The sequence below is a fragment of the Synechococcus sp. A15-127 genome (genome assembly GCF_014280215.1).
GTDB lineage: Bacteria > Cyanobacteriota > Cyanobacteriia > PCC-6307 > Cyanobiaceae > Parasynechococcus.
Window position 1 is genome coordinate 2264651 of the sequence record NZ_CP047948.1, and the last position, 20945, is coordinate 2285595.

The window sequence follows — 20945 nt, forward strand, 5'->3', positions numbered from 1 at the left end:
ACAATGGCGATTGCCTGGGTCTTCCCTGGACAGGGATCGCAGAAGCTGGGCATGGCGGACCCGCTGATGACCCTTCGCGGTGCCGAGGAGCGCTTCGCAATGGCCTCTGAGGTGCTCGGCCGTGACCTGCTGGCGATCTGCCGAGGGGAGGGGGAATCGAACGATGGTCCAACCGATCTGAACGACACCCGCAACACTCAGCCGGCGCTGTTCGTCGTGGAGTCGCTGCTGGTGGATGAGCTGATCCGTCAGGGCCGGGAAGCCTCTCTGGTGGCAGGGCACAGCCTTGGGGAACTGGTGGCGCTGTATGCCGCTGGGGTCTTCGATCTCGAAACAGGCCTGACGCTGATGAAGCGCCGGTCCGAATCGATGGCCGCAGCTGGTGGTGGAGCGATGACCGCTGTGATCGGCTTCGACCGTGGCCAGCTGGAGGATCTGGTGGCCGGCACGGAAGGGGCCTTCATCGCCAATGACAACAGCAGTGCCCAGGTGGTGCTCTCAGGGCAGCCCGAGGCGGTGCAGGCAGTCACGGAAGCCCTGACCTGCAAACGGGCGATCCCCCTCGCCGTCTCCGGGGCGTTCCACACACCGTTCATGGCTGAGGCCGCTGCAGGATTTGCCGAAGAGCTGGAAGCGACCCCGTTCCGCGATGCCCGCACCCCGGTGCTGAGCAACAGCGATCCCATCCCCACCCAGAAGGGAGACCTGCTGAAGACCCGCCTCATGCAGCAGATGACCACCGGTGTTCGCTGGCGGGAAACGATGACTGAAATGGGGAATCAAGGCATCGACACCGTCGTGGAGATCGGCCCGGGCAATGTGCTCAGCGGGTTGGCCAAGCGCTCCATGGATGGGGTGACCCTCTCCCAGATCGCCGGCGCGGGTGATCTCGGTCTGTGAATTCCGACAATCCCGCACCGATCCTTCCGGCGCCGAAGCCGAGCCTGACCTACAGGCTGGTCAGCAATCTGCTGGTGTTCCCGGTGTTCCGAGGCCTGTTTCGTGGGTCGACCGAGGGCATTGAGCGGGTTCCAGCCCAGGGCCCCCTGGTGGTGGTGGCGAATCACGGCTCCCACCTCGACCCGCCGTTGCTCGGCCACGCCCTTGGAAGGCCAGTGGCCTTCATGGCCAAGGCGGAACTGTTCGAGGTGCCTCTGCTCGGCCCGCTGATCCGAGCCTGCGGCGCCTACCCCGTGCGCCGGGGGGCGAGTGATCGCGAAGCGATCCGCACCGCGACCGCACGCCTGCAGGAGGGCTGGGCCACCGGGGTGTTCCTCGACGGCACCCGCCAACCGGATGGCCGGGTCAACCAGCCTCTGCCTGGTGCTGCCCTGCTCTCAGCCCGCAGTGGGGCGCCGCTGCTGCCTGTGGCCATCGTGAACAGCCATCGAGCCTTGGGAACCGGTCGGACCTGGCCCCGGCTGGTGCCGATCCAGTTGCGCATCGGAGATCTCGTACCGCCCCCCACAGGCCGTCGCCGGGCTGATCTGGATGCCACCACCGCCGAACTGCAGCAACGGATCAACGCACTACTGGATCAGGCAGGGCCGCGTCCCTGAGATCGCGTCCCGTGGCAACCCAGGCAAGCGCCCGCAGCCAGTCGCTGAAGCGCTTGAGAGCCCCCTCCTCCAGGCAGTCCGGCTGGCATGAGACCGGGACACCGGTCAGGTGAATGCCGCGGCTGCCGGCGACAACCTGTCCGATCGCCATGGAGCGCGGCAGATGGTCCTCACTGGTGACCATCAGCACATGTCGCACCCCGCGGGTCTGCAGTTCATCCACAACGGAGGTGAAATTTCCAAGGGTGTCGCGGGCCCGGTAGTCGAGCTGAACCCGCTCCGGCGCAAGCCCCTCCTGCTGCATCACCCAACTGGCGTATTCAGGATTGCTGCCGCCACTCACCAGAAGCGGCAGATCAAGTTCGCGGGCGAGTCGTGCTCCGACCCGCTCGCGATCCACATCCCCCCCGAGCACCATCACCAGCTGAGGTGGGCTGCGATCCAGGAACGCCCGCCGGAAGGGGGCCAGCGGGCCGGTGCTGACCAGCCAGACGGCCACGCCGCAACCGAGAAGAAGTCCAGCCCGCAGCCCCGCCATCAGACCGGCCCCACAGGGGAGGTGGGATACAGGGGCAGCACCGACTGCCAGGGTGCAGCCGTTCCCAGGCTGTGGGCCTGCCCCAGCAGTGCGAGCAGACGCTCCACGTCGGCGGCAACGTCCTCCTCAGCCGCGAGAACCGGTTCCACCCGCAGCCCAGAGGGCAGCAGATGGGGAGCACGGATCTCCTCGATGCTGCTGCCGTCCACACGCAGGTAACAGCCCGCGACCCAGCCCCGTCGGGGCAGCTCCCGCTGAATCCAGAACGGTGACCGTCGCTGCTCCGGCGGCAGTTGCTCCACCAGTCGCGCGGCCATCAGGGCATAGCTGCTCACGCCGATCAGACGACAGTTCAGCTGCTGGGCCAGGGTGCGGGCCATCACCACGGACAGACGGGTTCCGGTGAAGCCGCCCGGACCGGTGGCCACCGCGAGACCCTCGAGATCGGACCATCGCTCCTGCGGCAGCAGCGCAGCCACCCGGCCGATCAGCGTGTTGGAGAGGGCACGACCGTCCTCGAACACCGCCACCCGTGGCCCTTCCTGCGGCAACAGGGGGTCCTGCACCGCCACCCCGAAGGTCTCCGAAGAGCTGTGCAGCGCCATCAGCAGAGGACGACTCATGTGGGTACCGCATGACCGGGTCGCAACCGAACCCATCGCCCAGGGTCCGCATCGAAGCTCTCACAGGAGCGCACATCCCACTCGACACCGCTGCCGCCGTCCTTGAGGTCGAGGACCGACACGTGAATCCGGGGACCTCGGGGTTCGAAATCCGGCGCCGTGGTCAGATGCGCCGCACCATGCTGACGTTCGACCGCGTGATAGGCCTGGCAACGGTCGACCCAGCGGCAATCCACGCAGATGCACATGCCTTCCGGGATCTCCTCGGACGCCATTCTGAAACGGCTGTCACCGCAGCGGTGGCCGCTGCCGCCGCATCGCCTGCCGAATGGCACCGCCCTGGTGGGCGGTGCCATTCGGGATGCGCTTCTGGGCCGGATGCGGGATCAGCCTGATCTCGATCTCGTCGTACCCGGCGATGCTCTGATCCGAACGCGGGAGCTGGCCCAGGAGCTCGGGGGCACCTGCGTCGTGCTGGATGCCGAACGGGATATGGCCCGGCTGGTGCTGGGGGCATGGACGATCGATCTCGCCCGTCAGGAGGGATCAACGCTCACGGAGGACCTGCAGCGCCGCGACTACCGCATCAATGCCATGGCGCTTCCCCTGAACCCACCAGGGGACCTGCTGGATCCCACCGGTGGCTGCCGCGATCTGGAGGCGGGTCTGCTGACCGCTGTGCGGGAGCGAAACCTCATCGATGATCCGCTGCGATTGCTGCGGGGTCTGCGGTTGATGGCGGAGATTCCCCTGACCCTGGAGGACCGCACGGCCTCCTGGATTCACTGCCACCGCAGGCGACTGGCGGACGCTGCACCGGAGCGGATCCTGGCGGAGCTGCAGCGCCTGGTTGCCGGACCCCACGCGGATGCCGCCCTCGACTGCCTGCAGAGGCTGAAACTGCTGGCTTCCTGGAGTGATGCCAGCTGCTCAGCGCCACCCGTCCCGGATCCGAAGGCGGCGGCGGAGATGACGGTCGTGGAACGTCAGACCGCTCTCTCCCTGGCAAGGCTGACAGCGCTGATCGGTGATCCGGGCCTGGAGCAGCTGCGGGCCAGCCGCCTGCTGCGGCAGCGCTGCAGGAACCTGCGGCGCTGGAGCATCCACCTGAAGGACCAGAGCGATGAGATCTCGACCCTGTCCGAGCAGAACCGCCTGCAGCTCCACCGGGACCTGGAAGCCGACCTTCCAGCCCTGATCCTGCAGCTGCCCCATCAGCTCCGCGGCCCTTGGCTCGAACGCTGGCGCAACCAGGACGATCCCCTCTTCCACCCGGCCGCTCCCCTCGACGGCACCGTGCTGCAGCAGGAGCTGGGCATCACTCCCGGCCCAGAGCTGGGACGGCTTCTTGAGCATCTGCGTCATGAACGGGCCTTCGGACGGATCGCAGGGCGGACGGCCGCTCTGGAGGAGGCCAACCGCTGGCAGTCCCATCACGGCGATGCTTTGTGATTAACTCTCTAGGTGTCAACGATGACGGTCAGACACCGAAAGATCGCACTCACCTTCCTTCATGAGCATCCGCCTGTACATCGGCAACCTGCCGCAGACCTTTGAAGAGCAGGAGCTGGATGCTCTTCTCAAGAGCGTGGGGGAGGGGATCCGGTTCAAAGCGGTGCTGGATCGTGAAACGGGAAGCTGCCGCGGATTCGGCTTCGCGAACCTCGACGATCCAAAGCTCGCTGATGCTGTGATCGAGCAACTCAATGGCAAGGATTTCGGAGGCAGCGCTCTGCGGGTTGAGCGTTCCGAGCGCCGGGAAAGCAATCCCGGTGGCAACAGGCGTCGTAACGATTCCGGTGGAATCGGCAGCAACGGCCAGCCCCAGGTCGCCCGCAAGGCCGTGAACAAGGTGGTTCACAGCGATGCCCCCGGCGAAGCAGCTCCCGATCCACGCTGGGCCGGTGAGCTGTCGAAGCTCAAGGATCTGCTGGCTGATCAGAAGACCGCGGTCTGATCGACAAGCGGAATCACAACAATTTTCGCAGCCCCGGGGTGACTCACCCCGGGGCCTTTTTGTTGATCTTCGCTTCAGCGGGCCTGAGCCAGCACGAACGATCGCGGCAGGTCAAGCAGTTTGCTGACCTTGCCCACGTAAGCGCGGTTGTTGAACACGTCGTAATCGATGCGCTCGATGGCATCCAGGATGCCCCTGTAGAGCCTGAGAGACGTCCAGACGGGCCAGCGGGCATCTCTGGACAGCCAACGCACACCTGATTCGGAACGGGCGAACCAGTCACGGGCGCGGGCCAGCTGAAAGCCCATCAGCTCGCGCCAGGCATTGTTGAGGCGTCCCGCCATCAGGTCGTCCTCCGTGTAGCCGAAATGGTCAAGGTCCTCCTGCGGTAGATAGATGCGGCCCCTCCCGCGATCTTCCCCCACATCCCTCAGGATGTTGGTGAGCTGGTTGGCAATGCCGAGGGCCACTGCTGCATCGGAGGTGTCCGGGCGATCGCTCCAGGGGGCCGAGGTGTACGCCACATCAACGCCCATCACCCCTTGGGTCATCAACCCGACGGTGCCGGCGACCCGATAGCAGTACAGCTTGAGGTCCTCGAAGCGGGGATAGCGGGTCCAGGTGAGATCCATCCGCTGCCCCTCGATCATGTCCAGATAGGGCTGGATGTCCTGAGGAAAGCGCTCGAGGGTGTCGCACATCACGGCATCGAGATCATCCCGGATCTCCCCGTTGAACATGGCGCGGGTCCTCTCCTCCCACCGATCCAGGCGCTCAGCCAGTTCCTCCACGGGACGGGACTGGGCTTCAGGGCTGTCCATCAGCTCGTCCGTGCGTCGACACCACACGTAGATCGCCCAGATGGCGCGCCGTTTCTCCGGAGGAAGAAGCAGGGTGCCGATGTAGAAGGTCTTCGCCCACTCGGCCGTCTCCAGACGACAGGCCTCGAAGGCTGCGTCGAGGTCCGGAGCTGCGAGGGGCATGACTCAGGCCGCGACCGGCTCGCTGACAGAGGTTGATGATGCCAGCTGATCCTGCTTGCGGTCCACAGCACCGGCACAGAGCTTGCCGCTGAGCACCGCCCCCTCCATCGATGCCAGGTAGCGCTGCATCGTGTAATCACCCGCCAAGAAAAAGTTCCTAATCGGGGTGGTCTGGTCCGGACGCAGCTGCTGGCAGCCCGGAGTTGTCTTGTACACCGACAGCGGTGTCTTCACGACCTTGGACTTGCGCAACGTGGCGGGGTTGTCGCCCCCGAAATGCATCGGGAAGAGCTTCTGAAGCTCACCCATGGTCGCTTCGATGATCTCCTCGTCAGGCCGGCCGATCCAGTCCTTTGCAGGAGCGAACACCAGCTCCAGCATGGACTGATCAGGATCTTCGTACTCCTTGCAGGTGATGCTCATGTCGGCGTAGACGCTGAGCAGAGGCGAGCGGCTGAACAGCAGGTGGTCGATATCGGTGAGCTTGCGATCGAACCAGAGATGCAAGTTGATGACGGGGACACCGCGAAGCCCGTCAAGCTTCTGGAAGACCTCCATCTGCCTCCAGGGCTCCGGCAGCAGGAGCTTGAAGGGATCAACCGGCAGCGCGCTGACGTAGGCATCAGCCGTGAGGTCGAAACTGTCCTTGCCCTTCACGCCGCCGATGTGGAAGGCCGCCACGGACCCGTCGTCATTGAGCTTGATCTCCCGCAGTGGACTGTCGAGATGCACCTCACCCCCGAGGTTCTCGACGTAGTCGACCACCGGCTGGCAAAGACGCTCCGGCGGAGCACCATCCAGAAACGCCATCTGAGAGCCGTTCTTCTCCTGCAGGAAACGGTTCAGGGCCGTGAGCACCACGGTGGCGGAGATTTCATCGGGATCGATGAAATTCAGCGCCTTGCTCATGGCGATGAACACCTCATCGTTCACCCGTTCAGGGATGTTGTGGATCTTCAGCCACTCGGTCCAGGAGTACTTGTCGCACTCCTCGACATAGCCCTGGCCCCGCAGCATGGCCGGCACCAGACCTAGGCCGAAGCTGATCTTCTCCGGCCAGGTGAGCATGTCGTTGTTGCCGAGGATGGCTGCCACACCATTGACCGGGGCCGGCAGATCGGGAAAGTCGAATCGGCTGTAGGTCCCGGGCTCCTCGGGCTGATTGAAGATCATCGAGTGGCTCTTCCACTGCAGCCGGTCCTCGATGTTCAGCTCCTTGAACAGCTGCAGCATGTTCGGGTAGGCGCCGAAGAAGATGTGCAGGCCGGTCTCGTACCAGTCACCGTCCTCGTCCTTCCAGGCCGCCACCTTGCCTCCGAGCACATCACGGGCCTCGACCACGATCGGGGTATGGCCAGCATCTGCCAGATATTTGGCGCAGGACAGACCCGCAAGACCGGCTCCGGCAATAGCGACGCGCATGCGGCTGGTTAAAAGTTGAAACCAACCTTAAGAGGGCCGACGGTCCAGTCGCTTCCTAAAGTCATTCCACCCGACGGCGCGTCATGGCTGACACCCTGCTGAAGTGCACCACCCGTCACGTGCGTTTGTTCACGGCCCGGGTGGAGAACGACGACCTCGTACCGGATCCCGATCAGCTCACCCTCGATCTCGATCCGGACAATGAATTCATCTGGAGCGACAGCGCCCTGACGTGCGTTCAACAGCGGTTCAAGGGGCTTGTGGATGCCTCTGCCGGAGGAGAACTCAGCGACTACAGCCTCCGCCGCATCGGAACGGAACTGGAGGGTGAGATCCGACGGCTGCTGCAGGCAGGAGAGCTCAGCTACAACCCGGACGGACGCGTGACGAATTACTCGATGGGCCTGCCCCGCACGCCCGAACTCCTGTGAACCGGTCCCGTTACGACAGGGGGCCACGGGACAGTCGCGATCCACGGGACAGCCGTTACGACCGCTATCCGCCTGGGGCTCGTGACAGAGCCGGCTATGGGCGCCCGCCCGCTCCGGGAGGCGGCCCTGGCGGCGGCGGTCCAGGTTTCAGTTTCAATACCCTCACCGCGGCTGTTCTGGCCGGGGTTCTGATCGTGGGCATCGGCATCGGCAGTGCCGTCACCAGCACCACACAGGGAGATCAGGGCAACATCGCCAGCAGTCAGCAGCTGGACATGGCCGTGCCCGACCCGGAGTTCTGCCGTCAGTGGGGTGCGAGCGCCTTCGTGATGGATATCGAGATGTACACGACTCTCAACCCATCCAGCAGCTTCGTCACCCAGCCGACCCTGCAGCCCGGATGCGTGATCCGTCGGGAGAACTGGTCCGTGCTGCGCAAGGAGGGCGCGATCACCTCTGACCAGGAGCGGGAGTGCAAACAACGGATGAACACGTTCGCCTACATCGGCTCGGTCAGGGACAAGCCCATCGTCCGTTGCGTCTACCAGACAGACATCAGCCAGAACCGTTTCCTCACCAAGGGTGTGGCGGATGACACGGTCGGCTTGACCCCCGAGGCGGATCAGTTCTGAACCACCGGAACAGCAGGCTGCTTGATCTGCCTCAGCGGGCTGTCCGGACTGGCGAACACGGGCAGCACGTCCTGCCGGAAGGCCGCAGAGGCACGGGAGCAGTAGCGGGCTGGATGGCTGATCAGCTTCAACTGACGGCGCACCTGCAGATCGGCCACCACCGGACGGTGAATCGTTCCGGCGGCGAGCTCCCGCTCGATCGACACCACAGGCACGAAGGCGGCGCCGAGACCAGCCTGAACGGCATTCTTGATCGCCTCCAGTGAATTGAGCTCCATCTCAATCCGCAGCCTCTGCACATCGAGGCCTGAGCGGGCCAGCAGCTGATCCACCATCTTTCGGGTGGTGGACTGAGCATCCAGGCACACGAACCCGAGGCGGTACAGATCTTCCTTGGTGAGCTCCACGAGACGGGCCAGTGGGTGCTTCACCGGCAGCACCAGCGCCAGCTCGTCGCTGGCATAGGGCACAACCTGCAGCAGTTCGTTCAGTTCCGGCGGCAACTCTCCGCCGATGATCGCCAGGTCGATCTGACCGTTGGCCACGCTCCAGCCGGTGCGGCGGGTGCTGTGGACCTGCAGCTGCACCGCCACATCGGGATACTTCTGACGGAAAAGACCGATCATCCGCGGCATCAGATAGGTCCCCGTGGTCTGGCTGGCCCCGACGATCAGCGACCCCCCCCTGAGGTTGTGGAGGTCATCGAGGGCGCGGCAGGCCTCATGGCACTGGCTGAGGATGCGATCGCAGTAGCTCAGCAACAGGTGACCGGCCTCGGTGAGCTGGGCCTTGCGTCCGCCCCGATCGAACAGAGACACCTCCAGCTGCTTCTCGAGGTTCTGAATCTGCAGGCTGACAGCCGGTTGAGTGACGTAAAGACTGTCCGCGGCCTTCTTGAAGCTGCCCTCACTGACGATCGCCCGCAGGATGCGCAGCTGATCAAGCGTGAACGGCAGATCGGCCATGGTGGCCCGATAACGGCGCAGGAACTGTAAGGGCGGCCCTGCCACCCCACAGAATCAACGCTGACCGTTCGGCCTGATCCGATGACCGATCACCGCAGCAGTCTGATGATGCTCGTGCTGCTGCTGCTCTTCGCCCTGATCCACAGTGGCGGCGCGGCGCTCCGCAGCCGGGCGGAAGAGCGCATCGGAGCCCGGGCCTGGCGATTGATCTTCGCGGCCGTGAGCATTCCATCCGCCGTGGTGGTGATCGGCTGGTTCCTGGCACATCGCTATGACGGCATCCGCCTCTGGAATCTTCAGGGGGTCCCTGGAATGGTCCCGCTGGTGTGGATCGGCACGGCCGTCAGCTTCCTGTTTCTCTACCCCGCGACGTACAACCTGCTGGAGATTCCAGCGGTGCTGAAACCACAGGTTCGCCTCTACGCCACAGGGATCATCCGCATCTCCCGGCACCCCCAGGCGGTCGGACAGATCCTCTGGTGCGTGACCCATGCCCTGTGGATCGGCAGCAGTTTCATGCTTGTCACCTGCGTCGGGCTGATCGGACATCATCTGTTCGCCGTCTGGCACGGCGATCGCCGTCTGCGCGCCCGCTTCGGCGAAGCGTTCGAGGATCTAAAGGCCAGCACGTCGGTGGTGCCTTTTCTGGCTGTGCTGGAGGGACGCCAGCCTCTGGCCTGGAGCGAATTTCTCCGCCCCGCGCAGCTCGGCATCGTGATCGCGGTAGGCGTGTTCTGGTGGGCCCACCGCTTCATCTCCACGGCAGCGGCATCGGTGCGCAACTCAGCACTCGAGAGTCTGCTGAGCTGAGCTGCCTACACTCCGAACATTCCTGCCTGGAGCGGATGTCCACGGCCGCCGAACTCGCCTGGCTGATCCCTGTTTTGCCCCTGCTGGGGGCTGTGATCACCGGTCTCGGACTGATCAGTTTCAACCGCACCATCAACAGGCTGCGCAAGCCGGTGGCACTGTTGCTGATCAGCTGTGTCGGTGCGGCGGCAGTCCTCAGCTATGCCGTTCTCGCCGATCAGCTGGCCGGTGCCGCACCGGTGGAACATCTCTTTATCTGGGCCAGCGCCGGCAGCTTCAGCCTGCCGATGGGGTACGTGGTGGATTCGCTCGGCGCCGTGATGCTGGCCCTGGTGACCACCATCGCTCTGCTGGTGATGGTCTATTCCCATGGATACATGGCCCACGACAAGGGCTATGTCCGCTTCTTCACCTACCTGGCCCTGTTCAGCAGCTCGATGCTCGGGCTGATCATCAGCCCGAACCTGCTCGAGATTTATGTGTTCTGGGAGCTGGTGGGCATGTGTTCCTATCTGCTTGTCGGGTTCTGGTACGACCGCGACGGTGCAGCCCATGCCGCGCAGAAAGCCTTCGTGGTGAACCGGGTCGGTGACTTCGGTCTGTTGCTCGGGATCCTCGGCTTGTTCTGGGCCACCGGCAGTTTCGATTTCCAGGGCATCGCCGATGGTCTTCAGCAGGGACTGGTCAACGGCAGCGTCGCCCCATGGGCCGCGCTGCTGCTCTGCCTGCTGGTGTTCATGGGGCCGATGGCCAAATCGGCGCAGTTTCCACTGCACGTCTGGCTGCCGGATGCCATGGAGGGACCCACTCCCATCTCGGCCCTGATCCATGCAGCGACGATGGTGGCGGCGGGCGTCTTCCTTGTGGCCCGACTGGAACCCCTCTACATCCAGTTCCCGAGTGTCCAGCTGGTGGTGGCAGTGGTCGGGACGATCACCTGCTTCCTGGGGGCTTCGATCGCCCTCACCCAGATGGATCTCAAGAAAGGGCTGGCCTACAGCACCGTGTCCCAGCTGGGCTACATGATGCTGGCGATGGGATGCGGCGCCCCTGTGGCCGGCATGTTCCACCTGGTGACCCACGCCTTCTTCAAGGCGATGCTGTTCCTGGGTTCAGGCTCCGTGATCCACGCCATGGAGGACGTGGTCGGACACGAACCGATCTTGGCTCAGGACATGCGACTGATGGGCGGACTGCGCCGCAAGATGCCGATCACGGCGATCACCTTTCTGATCGGCTGCATCGCCATCAGCGGCATCCCGCCTCTGGCGGGCTTCTGGAGCAAGGACGAGATCCTCGGCCAGGCCTTCAACAGCTACCCAGTGCTGTGGCTCGTCGGATTCCTGACCGCTGGAATGACCGCCTTCTACATGTTCCGGCTGTACTTCCTCACCTTCGAGGGGGACTTCCGCGGGGAAGATCAGCAGTTGCAGGCTGAGCTGATGGCGGCCGCTGGTCAGTCCCTCGATACGGACCACGCTCACCATGCAGGCAGCCTGCATGAGTCCCCATGGTCGATGACCCTGCCTCTGGCCGTGCTCGCGGTGCCCTCCGTGCTGATCGGACTGTTGGGCACTCCCTGGAACAGCCGCTTCGCCGGACTGCTCAATCCCGAAGAAGCGGCAGAGATGGCCGAACAGTTCAGCTGGGAGGAGTTCCTGCCTCTGGCAGGAGCCTCCGTGGCGATCTCCGCGGCCGGCATCACGATCGCCGTGCTGGCTTACGCCCTGCACCGCATCGATCTCGGATCAGCTGTTGCAGCGCGTGTGCCTAGCCTCAATGCCTTCCTGGCCAACAAGTGGTATCTCGATGCGATCAACGAGAAGTTGTTCGTGCGGGGGAGCCGAAAACTGGCCCGTGAGGTGTTGGAAGTGGACGCCAAGGTGGTGGACGGCGTTGTGAACCTCACGGGCCTGCTCACCCTCGGCAGTGGTGAGGGACTGAAGTATCTCGAGAATGGCCGCGCTCAGTTCTACGCCCTGATCGTGTTCGCCGGAGTGATCGCCCTGGTGGTTCTTTTCGGTGTTCTCGGAGCTCCAACGGCCTGAGTCTGCGACCCGAATCGGAAGCCGCTGTGTGTGTCATCGCCTATCGAGGTGATGACAGCACCGATGTGATTTCTACAGTCCATCCAGTGGTGGTCCTGGACGCCCGTGATCGAGTTTGCTGTCGCCGGGGTGGCTGACCCCGTGAATGCGACTGTCCCTTGGCTCAGCCTGTCGATTCTCTTCCCGATCGTTGGAGCCCTGCTGGTCCCGTTCATCCCTGATGCCGGAGATGGCAAGCAGGTGCGCTGGTACGCACTGGGCATCACCCTGATCACCTTCCTGATCACGGTGGCTGCCTATCTCTACGGCTACGAGCCGAGCATCAGCGGTCTGCAGCTCTCCGAAAGGGTGAACTGGCTTCCGGATCTCGGACTCACCTGGGCGGTGGGCGCTGATGGCCTTTCCATGCCACTGATCCTGCTCACCAGCTTCATCACCTCGCTCGCCTGTCTGGCGGCCTGGCCGGTGACCTTCAAGCCGCGACTGTTCTATTTCCTGCTCCTGGCCATGGATGGCGGCCAGATCGCTGTCTTCGCCGTCCAGGACATGCTGCTGTTCTTCCTGGCCTGGGAGCTGGAGCTGATTCCCGTCTATCTGCTTCTGGCCATCTGGGGCGGCAAGAAACGTCAGTACGCCGCCACCAAGTTCATCCTCTACACCGCAGGCAGCTCGCTGTTCATCCTGCTCGCGGCTCTAGCCATGGGCTTTTTCGGCGGCGGCACTCCCAGCTTCGAATACACGGCCCTGGCAGCCAAGGAGTTCGGCACCGGTTTCCAGTTGCTCTGTTACGCCGGTCTGCTTATCGCCTTTGGCGTCAAGCTGCCGATCGTCCCCCTGCACACCTGGCTGCCGGATGCCCATGGCGAGGCCACAGCTCCGGTGCACATGCTGCTGGCCGGCATCCTGCTGAAGATGGGCGGCTACGCCCTGCTGCGCTTCAACTGCGAGCTGCTGCCGGCCGCTCACGCCCAGTTCGCACCACTGCTGATCGTGCTCGGGGTGGTCAACATCATTTATGCGGCGCTGACCTCCTTCGCCCAGCGGAACCTGAAGCGGAAGATCGCGTACAGCTCCATCAGTCACATGGGGTTCGTGCTGATCGGCATCGGCAGTTTCAGTGCCCTCGGCACCAGCGGCGCGATGCTGCAGATGATCAGCCATGGCCTGATCGGTGCCAGCCTGTTCTTCCTGGTCGGCGCCACCTACGACCGCACCCATACGCTTCAGCTGGATGAGATGGGCGGCATCGGCCAGAAGATGCGCATCATGTTCGCCCTCTGGACCGTCTGCGCCCTGGCCTCTCTGGCGCTACCCGGTATGAGCGGTTTCGTCAGCGAACTGATGGTCTTCGCGGGCTTCGCCACCGATGAGGCCTACACCCTGCCCTTCCGCGTCGTGATCTGCGGCCTGGCGGCCGTGGGCGTGATCCTGACGCCGATCTACCTGCTGTCGATGCTGCGGGAGATCTTCTTCGGCAAGGAGAAGCAGGAACTCACCTCGCACACCAACCTGGTGGATGCAGAGCCTCGCGAGGTGTACATCATCGGCTGCCTGCTGGTGCCGATCATCGGCATCGGCCTCTATCCACGGCTGATGACCGACAGCTACCGCACCTCGATCGAAGCGCTCGTGAGCCGGGATCTCGGTGCCATGGAACGGATCAGCCAGCCATCAGCTCCGCTGATCCGCAATCAGTCTCTGGCGGTCCCGGCCATGGCGGGTGGGGATCAGCTGCAGGCCCCTGCCCTGCCTGCTGCGTGAACAAGTGTCGAGGACTGCACCACTGACGCCGGAAGTCCGTAAGTTCTGACCGTTCACCGCCAGACGCTCGCCATGCGCCAGATCAATTTCGGCCTGATCTTCGCCTTTGGCCTGCTGATGGTGTTCTTCACCCTGGAGAACACCGCGCCGACCACCGTCCACATCCTTCCAGGTGTGAACCACACCCTGCCTCTGGCGGGGCTTCTGCTGCTCGTGGCCGGAATCGGAGCGATCTCCGCCTGGTTCTTCGCTGCCTGGACCGGAATGCTCAACAACGTGGAGCAGTTCAGCAAGACCAGCGAATTCGAAGCCCAGCAGGTGCGCATCCAGGAACTGGAAACCGATCTGAACCGCTACCGCTCAACGGTGGAAACACAGCTGGGCCTGCTGCCTGCCACCACCGTGAGCAGCAGCAGCCAGGACGATGAGCCCGGCGTTGCCGATTGAGGCGAATCCCCGCTGCCCACTGGCCTAAGCAGCAGCTGATCGATACGGTTCAGCCAGCGATCGTGATCTGTTGTCCCAGGTTGGACCGACCACTGGAGCCGATGCCGGTGCCCGTCTGGCGATCCGACTGCTTCAGGACGCTGCTGAGCGGGGGGACCTCGATCCCTGGGATGTTGATGTGATCGCCGTCGTGGACGGCTTTCTGGATCAACTGCGTCAACGCATCGAAGTGCCAGGACAGGTCGCCGCCGTGATCGCAGGGCGGGGCGGAAGTTACGAACGGGATCTGGCCGACAGCAGCGAAGCATTCCTGGCCGCTTCCGTGCTGGTGGGACTGAAAGCGGAGATGCTGGAAATCAGCATGCTGCCTCCACCACCCGAGGTGGAGGACCATTTCGAGGCGGAATTCGAGGACCAGGGCTGGCTGGATCCATCCTTCAATCTGCCGCGTCGGCCGGAGCGCCATCTGCAGCGCCGCCCCGTGGCACCGCCTCCGCTGCGCCGGCCCGTCACCCTCGGAGAGCTGATCGAACAGCTGGAGACGATCGCCGAGCAGCTGGAGTCGGATGACCTGCTGCAACGCCGCCGTCAACGTCAGAAGCGCTACAGCAACCGTGAAGCCATCGCCCAGGTGGCAAGCCTGGCCCACCGCGAAAAGCTGCCCGAGACCACGGCTGCTCTCGGCATGGCCTTGCAGAACTGGGAGAGTTGCCTGGCCTGGGTCGACTTCGATCGACTGGTGGAGCACTGGGGCGACGTGGCCGCTGCGGACCTCGACACGGATCGGGTCGGCGTGTTCTGGGCGCTGCTGTTTCTGTCCTCTCAGGGCAAGGTGGAACTGGAGCAGACGGGATGGCTGCACGGTCCGCTGCGGCTGCGGAGGATCCCGGAACCGGGCTCCATGACCCAGCTGCCCCTCAGTCGACTCGAGGTGCCAGCCACATCGCCGACCCGGAGTGTCGTGGCCGCCTGACACACGGTTTAATCTTCAGCATCCTGTGATGTCCGCGACGCCGATGAAGGCGATGATCCTGGCGGCTGGCAAGGGGACCAGGGTTCAACCGATCACCCATGTGATCCCGAAGCCGATGATCCCGATCCTGCAGAAGCCGGTGATGGAGTTTCTGCTTGAACTGCTCAAGGAGCACGGTTTCAAAGAGGTGATGGTCAATGTGTCGCACCTGGCCGAGGAGATCGAGAATTATTTCCGGGACGGTCAACGCTTCGGAGTGGAGATCGCTTACAGCTTCGAAGGCTGCATCGAGGACGGCGAACTGATCGGCAACGCCATGGGCTCCGCCGGAGGACTCAAGAAGATCCAGGACTTCCAGAACTTCTTTGATGACACCTTTGTGGTGCTCTGCGGGGATGCATTGATCGACCTGGACCTCACCGAAGCGGTCCGGCGGCATCGTGAAAAAGGAGCGCTGGCCAGCCTGGTGACCAAGCGTGTGCCGAAGGACCAGGTGAGCAGCTACGGCGTGGTCGTGACGGACGAGAAGGACCGCATCTCACACTTCCAGGAGAAGCCGAAGGTCGAGGAGGCCCTCAGCGACACCATCAACACCGGGATCTACATTTTCGAGCCCCAGATCTTCGAACACATCCCCTCCGGTGTGTCCTTCGACATCGGCTCGGATCTGTTCCCGAAACTGGCCGAAATCGGAGCCCCGTTCTACGCGATCCCGATGGACTTCGAATGGGTGGACATCGGCAAGGTCCCCGACTACTGGCAGGCGATCCGCAGCGTGCTGCTTGGTGAAGTGCGTCAGGTGGGCATCCCCGGGAAGGAAGTCAGCCCAGGGGTTTACACCGGTCTCAACGTGGCGGCCAACTGGGACAAGATTCATGTTCAGGGCCCCGTCTATGTGGGGGGCATGACCAAGATCGAGGACGGTGCGACGATCATCGGGCCGTCGATGATCGGGCCCAGCTGCCACATCTGCGAAGGCGCTGTGGTCGATAACTCGATCATCTTTGATTACTCCCGCATCGGAGCCGGGGTGCAGCTGTTGGAAAAGCTGGTGTTCGGCCGTTATTGCGTCGGCAAGGACGGCAACCACTTCGATCTGCAGGAAGCAGCCCTGGACTGGTTGATCACCGATGCCCGCCGACAGGACCTGGTGGAGCCCTCCCCGCAGCAGAAAGCGATGGCGGAACTGCTCGGAACCGACCTCACTCCGGCAGCGAGCTGATGCTGATGCCGGCCTGATCAAGGATCAGCGGGATCCGCTGCTCGGCTTTGATCGCCATCAGGTGGACCCCCTGAACGATGCCCAGATAACGCTTCACCTGTTCGGCGGCGATCGCCACCCCCTCCATCGCCGGATCAGCAGCCGCCTCGAGGCGAGCGATCAGATCGTCCGGGATGCAGGCACCTGGCACGACGCGATTGATGAAGCGGGCGTTCTTGGCTGACTTCAGCAGGAAAACCCCGGCCAGGACAGGCAACTGCAATGGGCCAGCCAGCTCCCGCTGGAACCGCTCCAGCGCAGCTGCGTCCATCACCATCTGGGTCTGAACGAAGCGGGCACCGGCATCGTGCTTGCGCTGAAGCCTCCGCTGCAGACCGCTCCAGCTGCGCGACTGGGGGTCGGCCGCACAGCCCGCGAACAGCTGGGTGGCTCCATCCGCCAGGGTTCCCTGGACCGGATCCTCTCCGCTGTTGAAGGCGGACACCTGACGCAGCAGCTTCACCGACTCGAACTCATTGACCGGACGTGCATCGGCCTGGTCGCCGGCCCGCACCGGATCACCGGTGAGACAGAGAAGGTTGTGGATGCCAAGGGCATGGGCTCCGAGCAGATCCCCCTGCAAAGCGATGCGGTTGCGATCCCGGCAAGCCAGCTGGAGCACAGGTTCCAGGCCTGTCTCCAGCAACAGCCTGCACACGGCAAGGCTGCTCATCCGCATCACCGCCCTGCTTCCATCGGTGACATTCACAGCATGCACCCGTCCTTTCAGGCAATCCGCCATGGCCAGCGTGTGAGAGGCATCGCCACCGCGGGGTGGCATCACCTCAGCGGTGATCGCCAGATTCCCTGCTTGGAGCGTGCGCTGCAGCGCCGTCGTCAAACCTTGATCCGCTTTCGCGCCCCACTATGCAGGATTAGGTTCTTTGACGGACCTAACATGGCGGAAACGGGGGACCGGACCATGTCATCCGCCGAAGCTACGGATCCCCTCAAGATCGCTCTGTCCGGTCGGGAGATCGAAATCATTGAACTGGTGGCGGAAGGGCTGACAAACCAGGAAATCGCCGATCGACTGACGATCAGCAAACGAACGGTCGACAACCACGTCAGCAATGTCTTCACGAAGACCGGATCGAAGAACCGCGTGGCGCTGCTGAACTGGGCGATGGACAACGGCAAGATCTGCCGCGATGGATTCAATTGCTGTGCCCTTCCAGATGCCGAGTCCCTCGGATCCTGACGGAAGGAATCATCGGCTCCGGTAAGGACTGCAGCGAGCAGGGGATCAGGGGGATCTCGAACAGGGCCGCGTAATCCAGGCAGGCATCGATGCTGCTGCCGACGAAGCGGAGCATTCCTTGCCTGTCGTAGAGGCCCACCATGGACACGGCCCGCAGTCCCCTGAATCTAAAGGAAATCCAAAGAAACTTCCAGGACCTTCAGCGGAATCCCCAGAGCTGCCTCTCCTCAGCCCCCCAACTCTGCAGCGGGTCGCTGGCGAGGACGGCATTGGACCAACGGGCCTGTCCCGTCACCTCCCTGCCGCACCAAGCCGGGATCTCCAGAGCATCATCCGCCCGCATCAGCTCCACTTCGGCCAGCACCAGGGGCGCATTGGCTTCTGCAAAACAATCGACCACCCACTCCCCACCTGGAAGATCGAGGGCATAACGGATTTTTTCGAGACGATGAGGCGCGAGCCGCCACAGATCCTCGGCATCAGAGACGGGGATGCCGTACTCAAATTCATGACGCGCGATTCCACTCGGATCCGCTGAAGCCTTGAGCGTCAGCCAGGCCTGATCCTCACCCCTCAGACGCATGCGCACCGTGATGCCCTCGGCACTGGAGGCCAGATATCCCTGCCGCAGAGGCTGAGGGGGCCCGGCTTGGGATGTCCAGCCGTCATTCGTGACCAGAAAGCGGCGCTCGATCTCCAGACCCATGATCAGTTCTGTGATGGCTGCGAGGCCGTGAGACTGCTGGCCCAGTGCAGCTTGCAGGCGAGGGTGCGGTAGTAGGAGGGACTCTGATCCAGCTGCACCATCTGCGCATGGTGCCGGGCCTGATGCACCACACAGCATTCACCCGGTTCGATCACGGTGCAGCCGACCCCGTCCTTCCAGAGTTTGACGCGGTGATCGGCGTGGCCCAGCGGCCAGATCACCAGCCTGGCTCTCGGAGGCACCACCAGCGTGCGGCTGGAGAGGCTCATCGGACAGATCGGTGCCACGACGATGGCGTCGATGCCTGGGTGCAGGATCGGTCCACCGGCCGCGAGCGCATAGCCGGTGGATCCTGTGGGAGTGGAGAGGATCAGCCCGTCGCCTCGCATCTGATCGACCACCTCACCATCGACCTCCAGCTCCAGGGTGCATGTGGGAGAGATCTCATCCCGGTAGGCCCGCAGGTAGAAATCGTTGAGAGCCCAGTGATGCTCTTCGTCATCCTCCAGATCCGGCTGAAGCAGAGGAGCCGGGGAATCAGCTCGCTCCTCCGCGCAGCGACGGTCCACCATCGCCTGGAGCATCATCCGGCGCTCGATGGCGAATTGATCGTTCAGCAGCCGCTGCCAAATCTCATCCCCGCGCAGAACCCGGCGGTCGTGGGTCAGGAAACCCAGATGGCCGCCCACATTGATGCACAGAATCGGGATCTCATGCACCGCAAGATGACGGGCAGCCCCGAGCACCGTGCCATCTCCTCCGAGCACCACGGCTAGGTCCGGCATCGGCTCCTCCATAGCCAGCAGGCCCGGGAAGGGATTCACCCGAGCTCCCGACATGGCGGTCACCACCTCGACACCCATCTCCTTGAGCTCTCGGGCGCACTGACGGGCTTCCCTCTGAGCAGGCTGACTCTCTGCCCGATAGATCACCCAGACCCGCTCGAGACGCATCGAACCGGTGGTCCGCCGTTACCAGCGGAGCAGATTGAACTGTTCCATATCAACCGTAACCCTGTTGCGGTAAAGCGACAGCAGAATCGCCAGACCGACGGCCGCCTCTGCCGCTGCCACGGTGATCACGAACACGGCGAACACCTGACCCCGGATGAGGTCACCGTCGACGTAGGAGGAAAAGGCCATCAGGTTGATGTTGACCGCATTGAGCATCAGCTCGATGCTCATCAGCACCCGAACAGCATTGCGGCTGTTGATCAGGCCCCAGACGCCGATGCAGAACAGCATCGCGGCCAGCAGCAGATAGGCCTGAAGAGACGGCAATCCGTTGAGCAGCTCGGACATCATTCGGTTCGGATCAGGGAGAGGAACGCCGCTCAAGCAGCAGAGGTGTACGGGCCTTCTCGATCAGGCCTTGATCGGCCACCTCACCGGTGGCGACATCGGTGGCGAGCACATCACGCCGAGCCAGAACGATGGCGCCGATCATGGCCATCAGCAGCAGCACCGAAGCCAGTTCGAAGGGCAGCAGGTAATCGGTGAACAGGTGTTCGCCGATGCGTGCTGTCGCCTCCTCACCGATCGCCGGCGGACCGGGCAGAGACCATGGAGTGGTGACCACAACCCGAACCAGCAGAGCCAGGAGAGCCGCACAGACACCGCCGGAAACAAGGCGACGGAGATTCAGTCGATCGATCGCCTTGAGATCCTCGCGCTTGTTGACGAGCATGATCGCGAACAGGATCAGCACATTGATGGCACCGACGTAGACCAGCACCTGAGCGGCGGCCACGAAGCTGGCATTGAGCAGCAGATACAGGCCTGCCACCGCCATGAACACACCCCCCAGCAGGAATGCTGAGTAAACGATGTTGCTGAGCAGCACGACGCCGACGGCACCGATCACAACGACGGCGGACAACGCCAGGAAACAGATCAGCTCAGTGGTTCCGGCGATGGTCATGCGTCCCCCTGCTTGGCAGCCACAGAGGATTCTCCCGCATCCTTGCCGGTGGGCGGCGCCATTGATTCGAGCACTTCGGCAGGCAGACGACCGGCTCTGGGGCGATCCGCCGCCACACCGTGAGGGGACATTTCACCGGCGGGCAGGTACGCCAGTTCGCGCAGCGGCTGGACCGATGGATCGGTGGTGACGCTGGTTGGCAGACGGCCGAGCGCGACGTTGTCGTAGTTGAGGCTGTGGCGATCGAATGCCGCCAGCTCGTACTCCTCGGTCATCGAGAGGCAATTGGTTGGGCAGTACTCAACGCAGTTGCCGCAGAAGATGCAGACCCCGAAATCGATGGAATAGTTCCGCAGCTCCTTCTTCTTAGTGGCTTTGTTCATCACCCAGTCGACCACCGGCAGGTTGATCGGACAGACCCGGACGCACACCTCACAGGCGATGCACTTGTCGAACTCGTAGTGGATCCGTCCGCGATAACGCTCGGACGGGATCAACTTCTCGTAGGGGTACTGCACCGTCACTGGACGGCGCTTCATGTGATCGAAGGTGACCGCGAATCCCTGGGCCAGATTGCGGGCCGCATCCACCGCATCCCGGGTGTAGTCGCCGACCTGTCTGAGGAATCCGAACATGGATCGAGGGCTGGTGAAGAGGAAGGATGTGAAAAGCCTGCGCCCATGATGACGGCACAGGACCTTTAAGGAG

Annotated in this window: 26 protein-coding genes; 13 read left to right on the forward strand and 13 right to left on the reverse strand. The window is 63.4% G+C overall.

The genetic code is table 11. The features are described 5' to 3' along the window. Window positions 1–3 precede the first annotated feature (3 nt). Together fabD and SynA15127_RS12080 are read left to right on the forward strand one after the other, a co-directional pair. Window positions 4–900, forward strand: coding sequence for an ACP S-malonyltransferase (gene fabD / locus SynA15127_RS12075; protein ID WP_186484303.1), 897 nt, complete (start codon window positions 4–6; stop codon window positions 898–900). Continuing rightward, complete coding sequence (locus SynA15127_RS12080; RefSeq protein ID WP_255475502.1) at window positions 897–1559, forward strand: 1-acyl-sn-glycerol-3-phosphate acyltransferase; 663 nt, start codon at window positions 897–899, stop codon at window positions 1557–1559. Before fabD ends, SynA15127_RS12080 begins: the two co-directional genes overlap by 4 nt. On the opposite strand, the gene SynA15127_RS12085 is transcribed toward SynA15127_RS12080, so the two are convergent. The 3 genes from SynA15127_RS12085 to SynA15127_RS12095 are packed head-to-tail and all read right to left on the reverse strand — an operon-like array spanning window position 1522 to window position 2968. After that, window positions 1522–2097 carry a YdcF family protein gene (locus SynA15127_RS12085; RefSeq protein ID WP_186484304.1) on the reverse strand — a complete coding sequence of 192 codons (576 nt, stop codon included), beginning with the start codon at window positions 2095–2097 and terminating at the stop codon, window positions 1522–1524. The two genes, SynA15127_RS12080 and SynA15127_RS12085, sit on opposite strands and share 38 nt — an antisense overlap. Next, window positions 2097–2720, reverse strand: a complete 624-nt coding sequence (gene tsaB, locus SynA15127_RS12090; RefSeq protein ID WP_186484305.1) for a tRNA (adenosine(37)-N6)-threonylcarbamoyltransferase complex dimerization subunit type 1 TsaB — start codon at window positions 2718–2720, stop codon at window positions 2097–2099. The genes SynA15127_RS12085 and tsaB overlap by 1 nt, the downstream gene beginning before the upstream one ends. Further along, complete coding sequence (locus tag SynA15127_RS12095; protein ID WP_043693213.1) at window positions 2717–2968, reverse strand: Ycf34 family protein; 252 nt, start codon at window positions 2966–2968, stop codon at window positions 2717–2719. The genes tsaB and SynA15127_RS12095 overlap by 4 nt, the downstream gene beginning before the upstream one ends. Here SynA15127_RS12095 and SynA15127_RS12100 point away from each other — a divergent pair. Further along, complete coding sequence (locus tag SynA15127_RS12100; protein WP_186484306.1) at window positions 2967–4172, forward strand: CCA tRNA nucleotidyltransferase; 1206 nt, start codon at window positions 2967–2969, stop codon at window positions 4170–4172. The two genes, SynA15127_RS12095 and SynA15127_RS12100, sit on opposite strands and share 2 nt — an antisense overlap. 61 nt (window positions 4173–4233) lie before the next feature. Continuing rightward, complete coding sequence (locus SynA15127_RS12105) at window positions 4234–4677, forward strand: RNA-binding protein (RefSeq protein ID WP_186484307.1); 444 nt, start codon at window positions 4234–4236, stop codon at window positions 4675–4677. A gap of 74 nt (window positions 4678–4751) precedes the next feature. Here SynA15127_RS12105 and SynA15127_RS12110 read toward each other — a convergent pair whose 3' ends face one another. Together SynA15127_RS12110 and pds are read right to left on the reverse strand one after the other, a co-directional pair. Further along, window positions 4752–5660, reverse strand: coding sequence for a phytoene synthase (locus SynA15127_RS12110; protein WP_186484308.1), 909 nt, complete (start codon window positions 5658–5660; stop codon window positions 4752–4754). A gap of 3 nt (window positions 5661–5663) precedes the next feature. After that, window positions 5664–7082, reverse strand: coding sequence for a 15-cis-phytoene desaturase (gene pds / locus SynA15127_RS12115; RefSeq protein WP_043693225.1), 1419 nt, complete (start codon window positions 7080–7082; stop codon window positions 5664–5666). Window positions 7083–7165: 83 nt separating this feature from the next. Between pds and SynA15127_RS12120 the strand changes: the two genes are divergently transcribed. Together SynA15127_RS12120 and SynA15127_RS12125 are read left to right on the forward strand one after the other, a co-directional pair. After that, entirely contained in the window at window positions 7166–7513 is a 348-nt protein-coding gene (locus SynA15127_RS12120) for an NAD(P)H-quinone oxidoreductase subunit M (RefSeq protein WP_186484309.1), read from the forward strand. After that, the gene (locus tag SynA15127_RS12125) at window positions 7510–8145 is read left to right on the forward strand and encodes a DUF3172 domain-containing protein (protein WP_043693233.1); all 636 of its coding nucleotides are present in this window, start codon (window positions 7510–7512) and stop codon (window positions 8143–8145) included. Before SynA15127_RS12120 ends, SynA15127_RS12125 begins: the two co-directional genes overlap by 4 nt. Here the strand turns inward: SynA15127_RS12125 and SynA15127_RS12130 are convergent. Beyond that, a complete protein-coding gene (locus SynA15127_RS12130) occupies window positions 8136–9110 on the reverse strand; it encodes a LysR family transcriptional regulator (RefSeq protein ID WP_043693236.1) in 975 nt (324 codons plus the stop codon). The genes SynA15127_RS12125 and SynA15127_RS12130 overlap by 10 nt on opposite strands. Before the next feature lie 81 nt (window positions 9111–9191). Between SynA15127_RS12130 and SynA15127_RS12135 the strand changes: the two genes are divergently transcribed. From SynA15127_RS12135 to SynA15127_RS12160, 6 genes are all read left to right on the forward strand, one after another. After that, window positions 9192–9920 (forward strand): NnrU family protein, encoded by a 729-nt coding sequence (locus SynA15127_RS12135; RefSeq protein ID WP_186484310.1) that lies wholly within the window; start codon window positions 9192–9194, stop codon window positions 9918–9920. A gap of 35 nt (window positions 9921–9955) precedes the next feature. After that, the gene (locus tag SynA15127_RS12140; RefSeq protein WP_186484311.1) at window positions 9956–11968 is read left to right on the forward strand and encodes an NAD(P)H-quinone oxidoreductase subunit 5; all 2013 of its coding nucleotides are present in this window, start codon (window positions 9956–9958) and stop codon (window positions 11966–11968) included. 105 nt (window positions 11969–12073) lie between these two features. After that, window positions 12074–13729 carry an NAD(P)H-quinone oxidoreductase subunit 4 gene (locus tag SynA15127_RS12145; protein WP_186484312.1) on the forward strand — a complete coding sequence of 552 codons (1656 nt, stop codon included), beginning with the start codon at window positions 12074–12076 and terminating at the stop codon, window positions 13727–13729. A 72-nt stretch (window positions 13730–13801) separates the two neighbouring features. Next, window positions 13802–14176, forward strand: coding sequence for a lipopolysaccharide assembly protein LapA domain-containing protein (locus SynA15127_RS12150; RefSeq protein WP_186484313.1), 375 nt, complete (start codon window positions 13802–13804; stop codon window positions 14174–14176). A gap of 70 nt (window positions 14177–14246) precedes the next feature. Beyond that, window positions 14247–15149, forward strand: coding sequence for a segregation/condensation protein A (locus SynA15127_RS12155; protein WP_186484314.1), 903 nt, complete (start codon window positions 14247–14249; stop codon window positions 15147–15149). 43 nt (window positions 15150–15192) lie between these two features. Beyond that, entirely contained in the window at window positions 15193–16371 is a 1179-nt protein-coding gene (locus SynA15127_RS12160) for an NDP-sugar synthase (RefSeq protein WP_043693253.1), read from the forward strand. On the opposite strand, the gene SynA15127_RS12165 is transcribed toward SynA15127_RS12160, so the two are convergent. Then, complete coding sequence (locus SynA15127_RS12165; RefSeq protein WP_186484315.1) at window positions 16352–17251, reverse strand: methylenetetrahydrofolate reductase; 900 nt, start codon at window positions 17249–17251, stop codon at window positions 16352–16354. The genes SynA15127_RS12160 and SynA15127_RS12165 overlap by 20 nt on opposite strands. Before the next feature lie 81 nt (window positions 17252–17332). Between SynA15127_RS12165 and SynA15127_RS12170 the strand changes: the two genes are divergently transcribed. Beyond that, a complete protein-coding gene (locus SynA15127_RS12170) occupies window positions 17333–17611 on the forward strand; it encodes a helix-turn-helix transcriptional regulator (RefSeq protein ID WP_186485729.1) in 279 nt (92 codons plus the stop codon). On the opposite strand, the gene SynA15127_RS12175 is transcribed toward SynA15127_RS12170, so the two are convergent. Genes SynA15127_RS12175 through ndhI form a run of 6 tightly spaced genes read right to left on the reverse strand, consistent with a single transcriptional unit; the run spans window position 17568 to window position 20872 of the window. Next, window positions 17568–17753: a hypothetical protein gene (locus SynA15127_RS12175; protein ID WP_071839702.1), complete on the reverse strand. Its 186-nt coding sequence runs from the start codon at window positions 17751–17753 to the stop codon at window positions 17568–17570. The genes SynA15127_RS12170 and SynA15127_RS12175 overlap by 44 nt on opposite strands. Window positions 17754–17810: 57 nt before the next feature. Beyond that, window positions 17811–18317, reverse strand: coding sequence for a CYTH domain-containing protein (locus tag SynA15127_RS12180; protein WP_186484316.1), 507 nt, complete (start codon window positions 18315–18317; stop codon window positions 17811–17813). 2 nt (window positions 18318–18319) lie between these two features. Further along, a complete protein-coding gene (locus SynA15127_RS12185) occupies window positions 18320–19270 on the reverse strand; it encodes an NAD(+) kinase (protein ID WP_186484317.1) in 951 nt (316 codons plus the stop codon). Window positions 19271–19288: 18 nt separating this feature from the next. Further along, window positions 19289–19618: an NADH-quinone oxidoreductase subunit NuoK gene (gene nuoK, locus SynA15127_RS12190; RefSeq protein ID WP_043693263.1), complete on the reverse strand. Its 330-nt coding sequence runs from the start codon at window positions 19616–19618 to the stop codon at window positions 19289–19291. A gap of 13 nt (window positions 19619–19631) precedes the next feature. Next, window positions 19632–20237 (reverse strand): NADH-quinone oxidoreductase subunit J, encoded by a 606-nt coding sequence (locus SynA15127_RS12195; protein ID WP_043693268.1) that lies wholly within the window; start codon window positions 20235–20237, stop codon window positions 19632–19634. Beyond that, window positions 20234–20872 carry an NAD(P)H-quinone oxidoreductase subunit I gene (ndhI, locus tag SynA15127_RS12200; RefSeq protein WP_186484318.1) on the reverse strand — a complete coding sequence of 213 codons (639 nt, stop codon included), beginning with the start codon at window positions 20870–20872 and terminating at the stop codon, window positions 20234–20236. The genes SynA15127_RS12195 and ndhI overlap by 4 nt, the downstream gene beginning before the upstream one ends. Window positions 20873–20945: the final 73 nt, after the last annotated feature.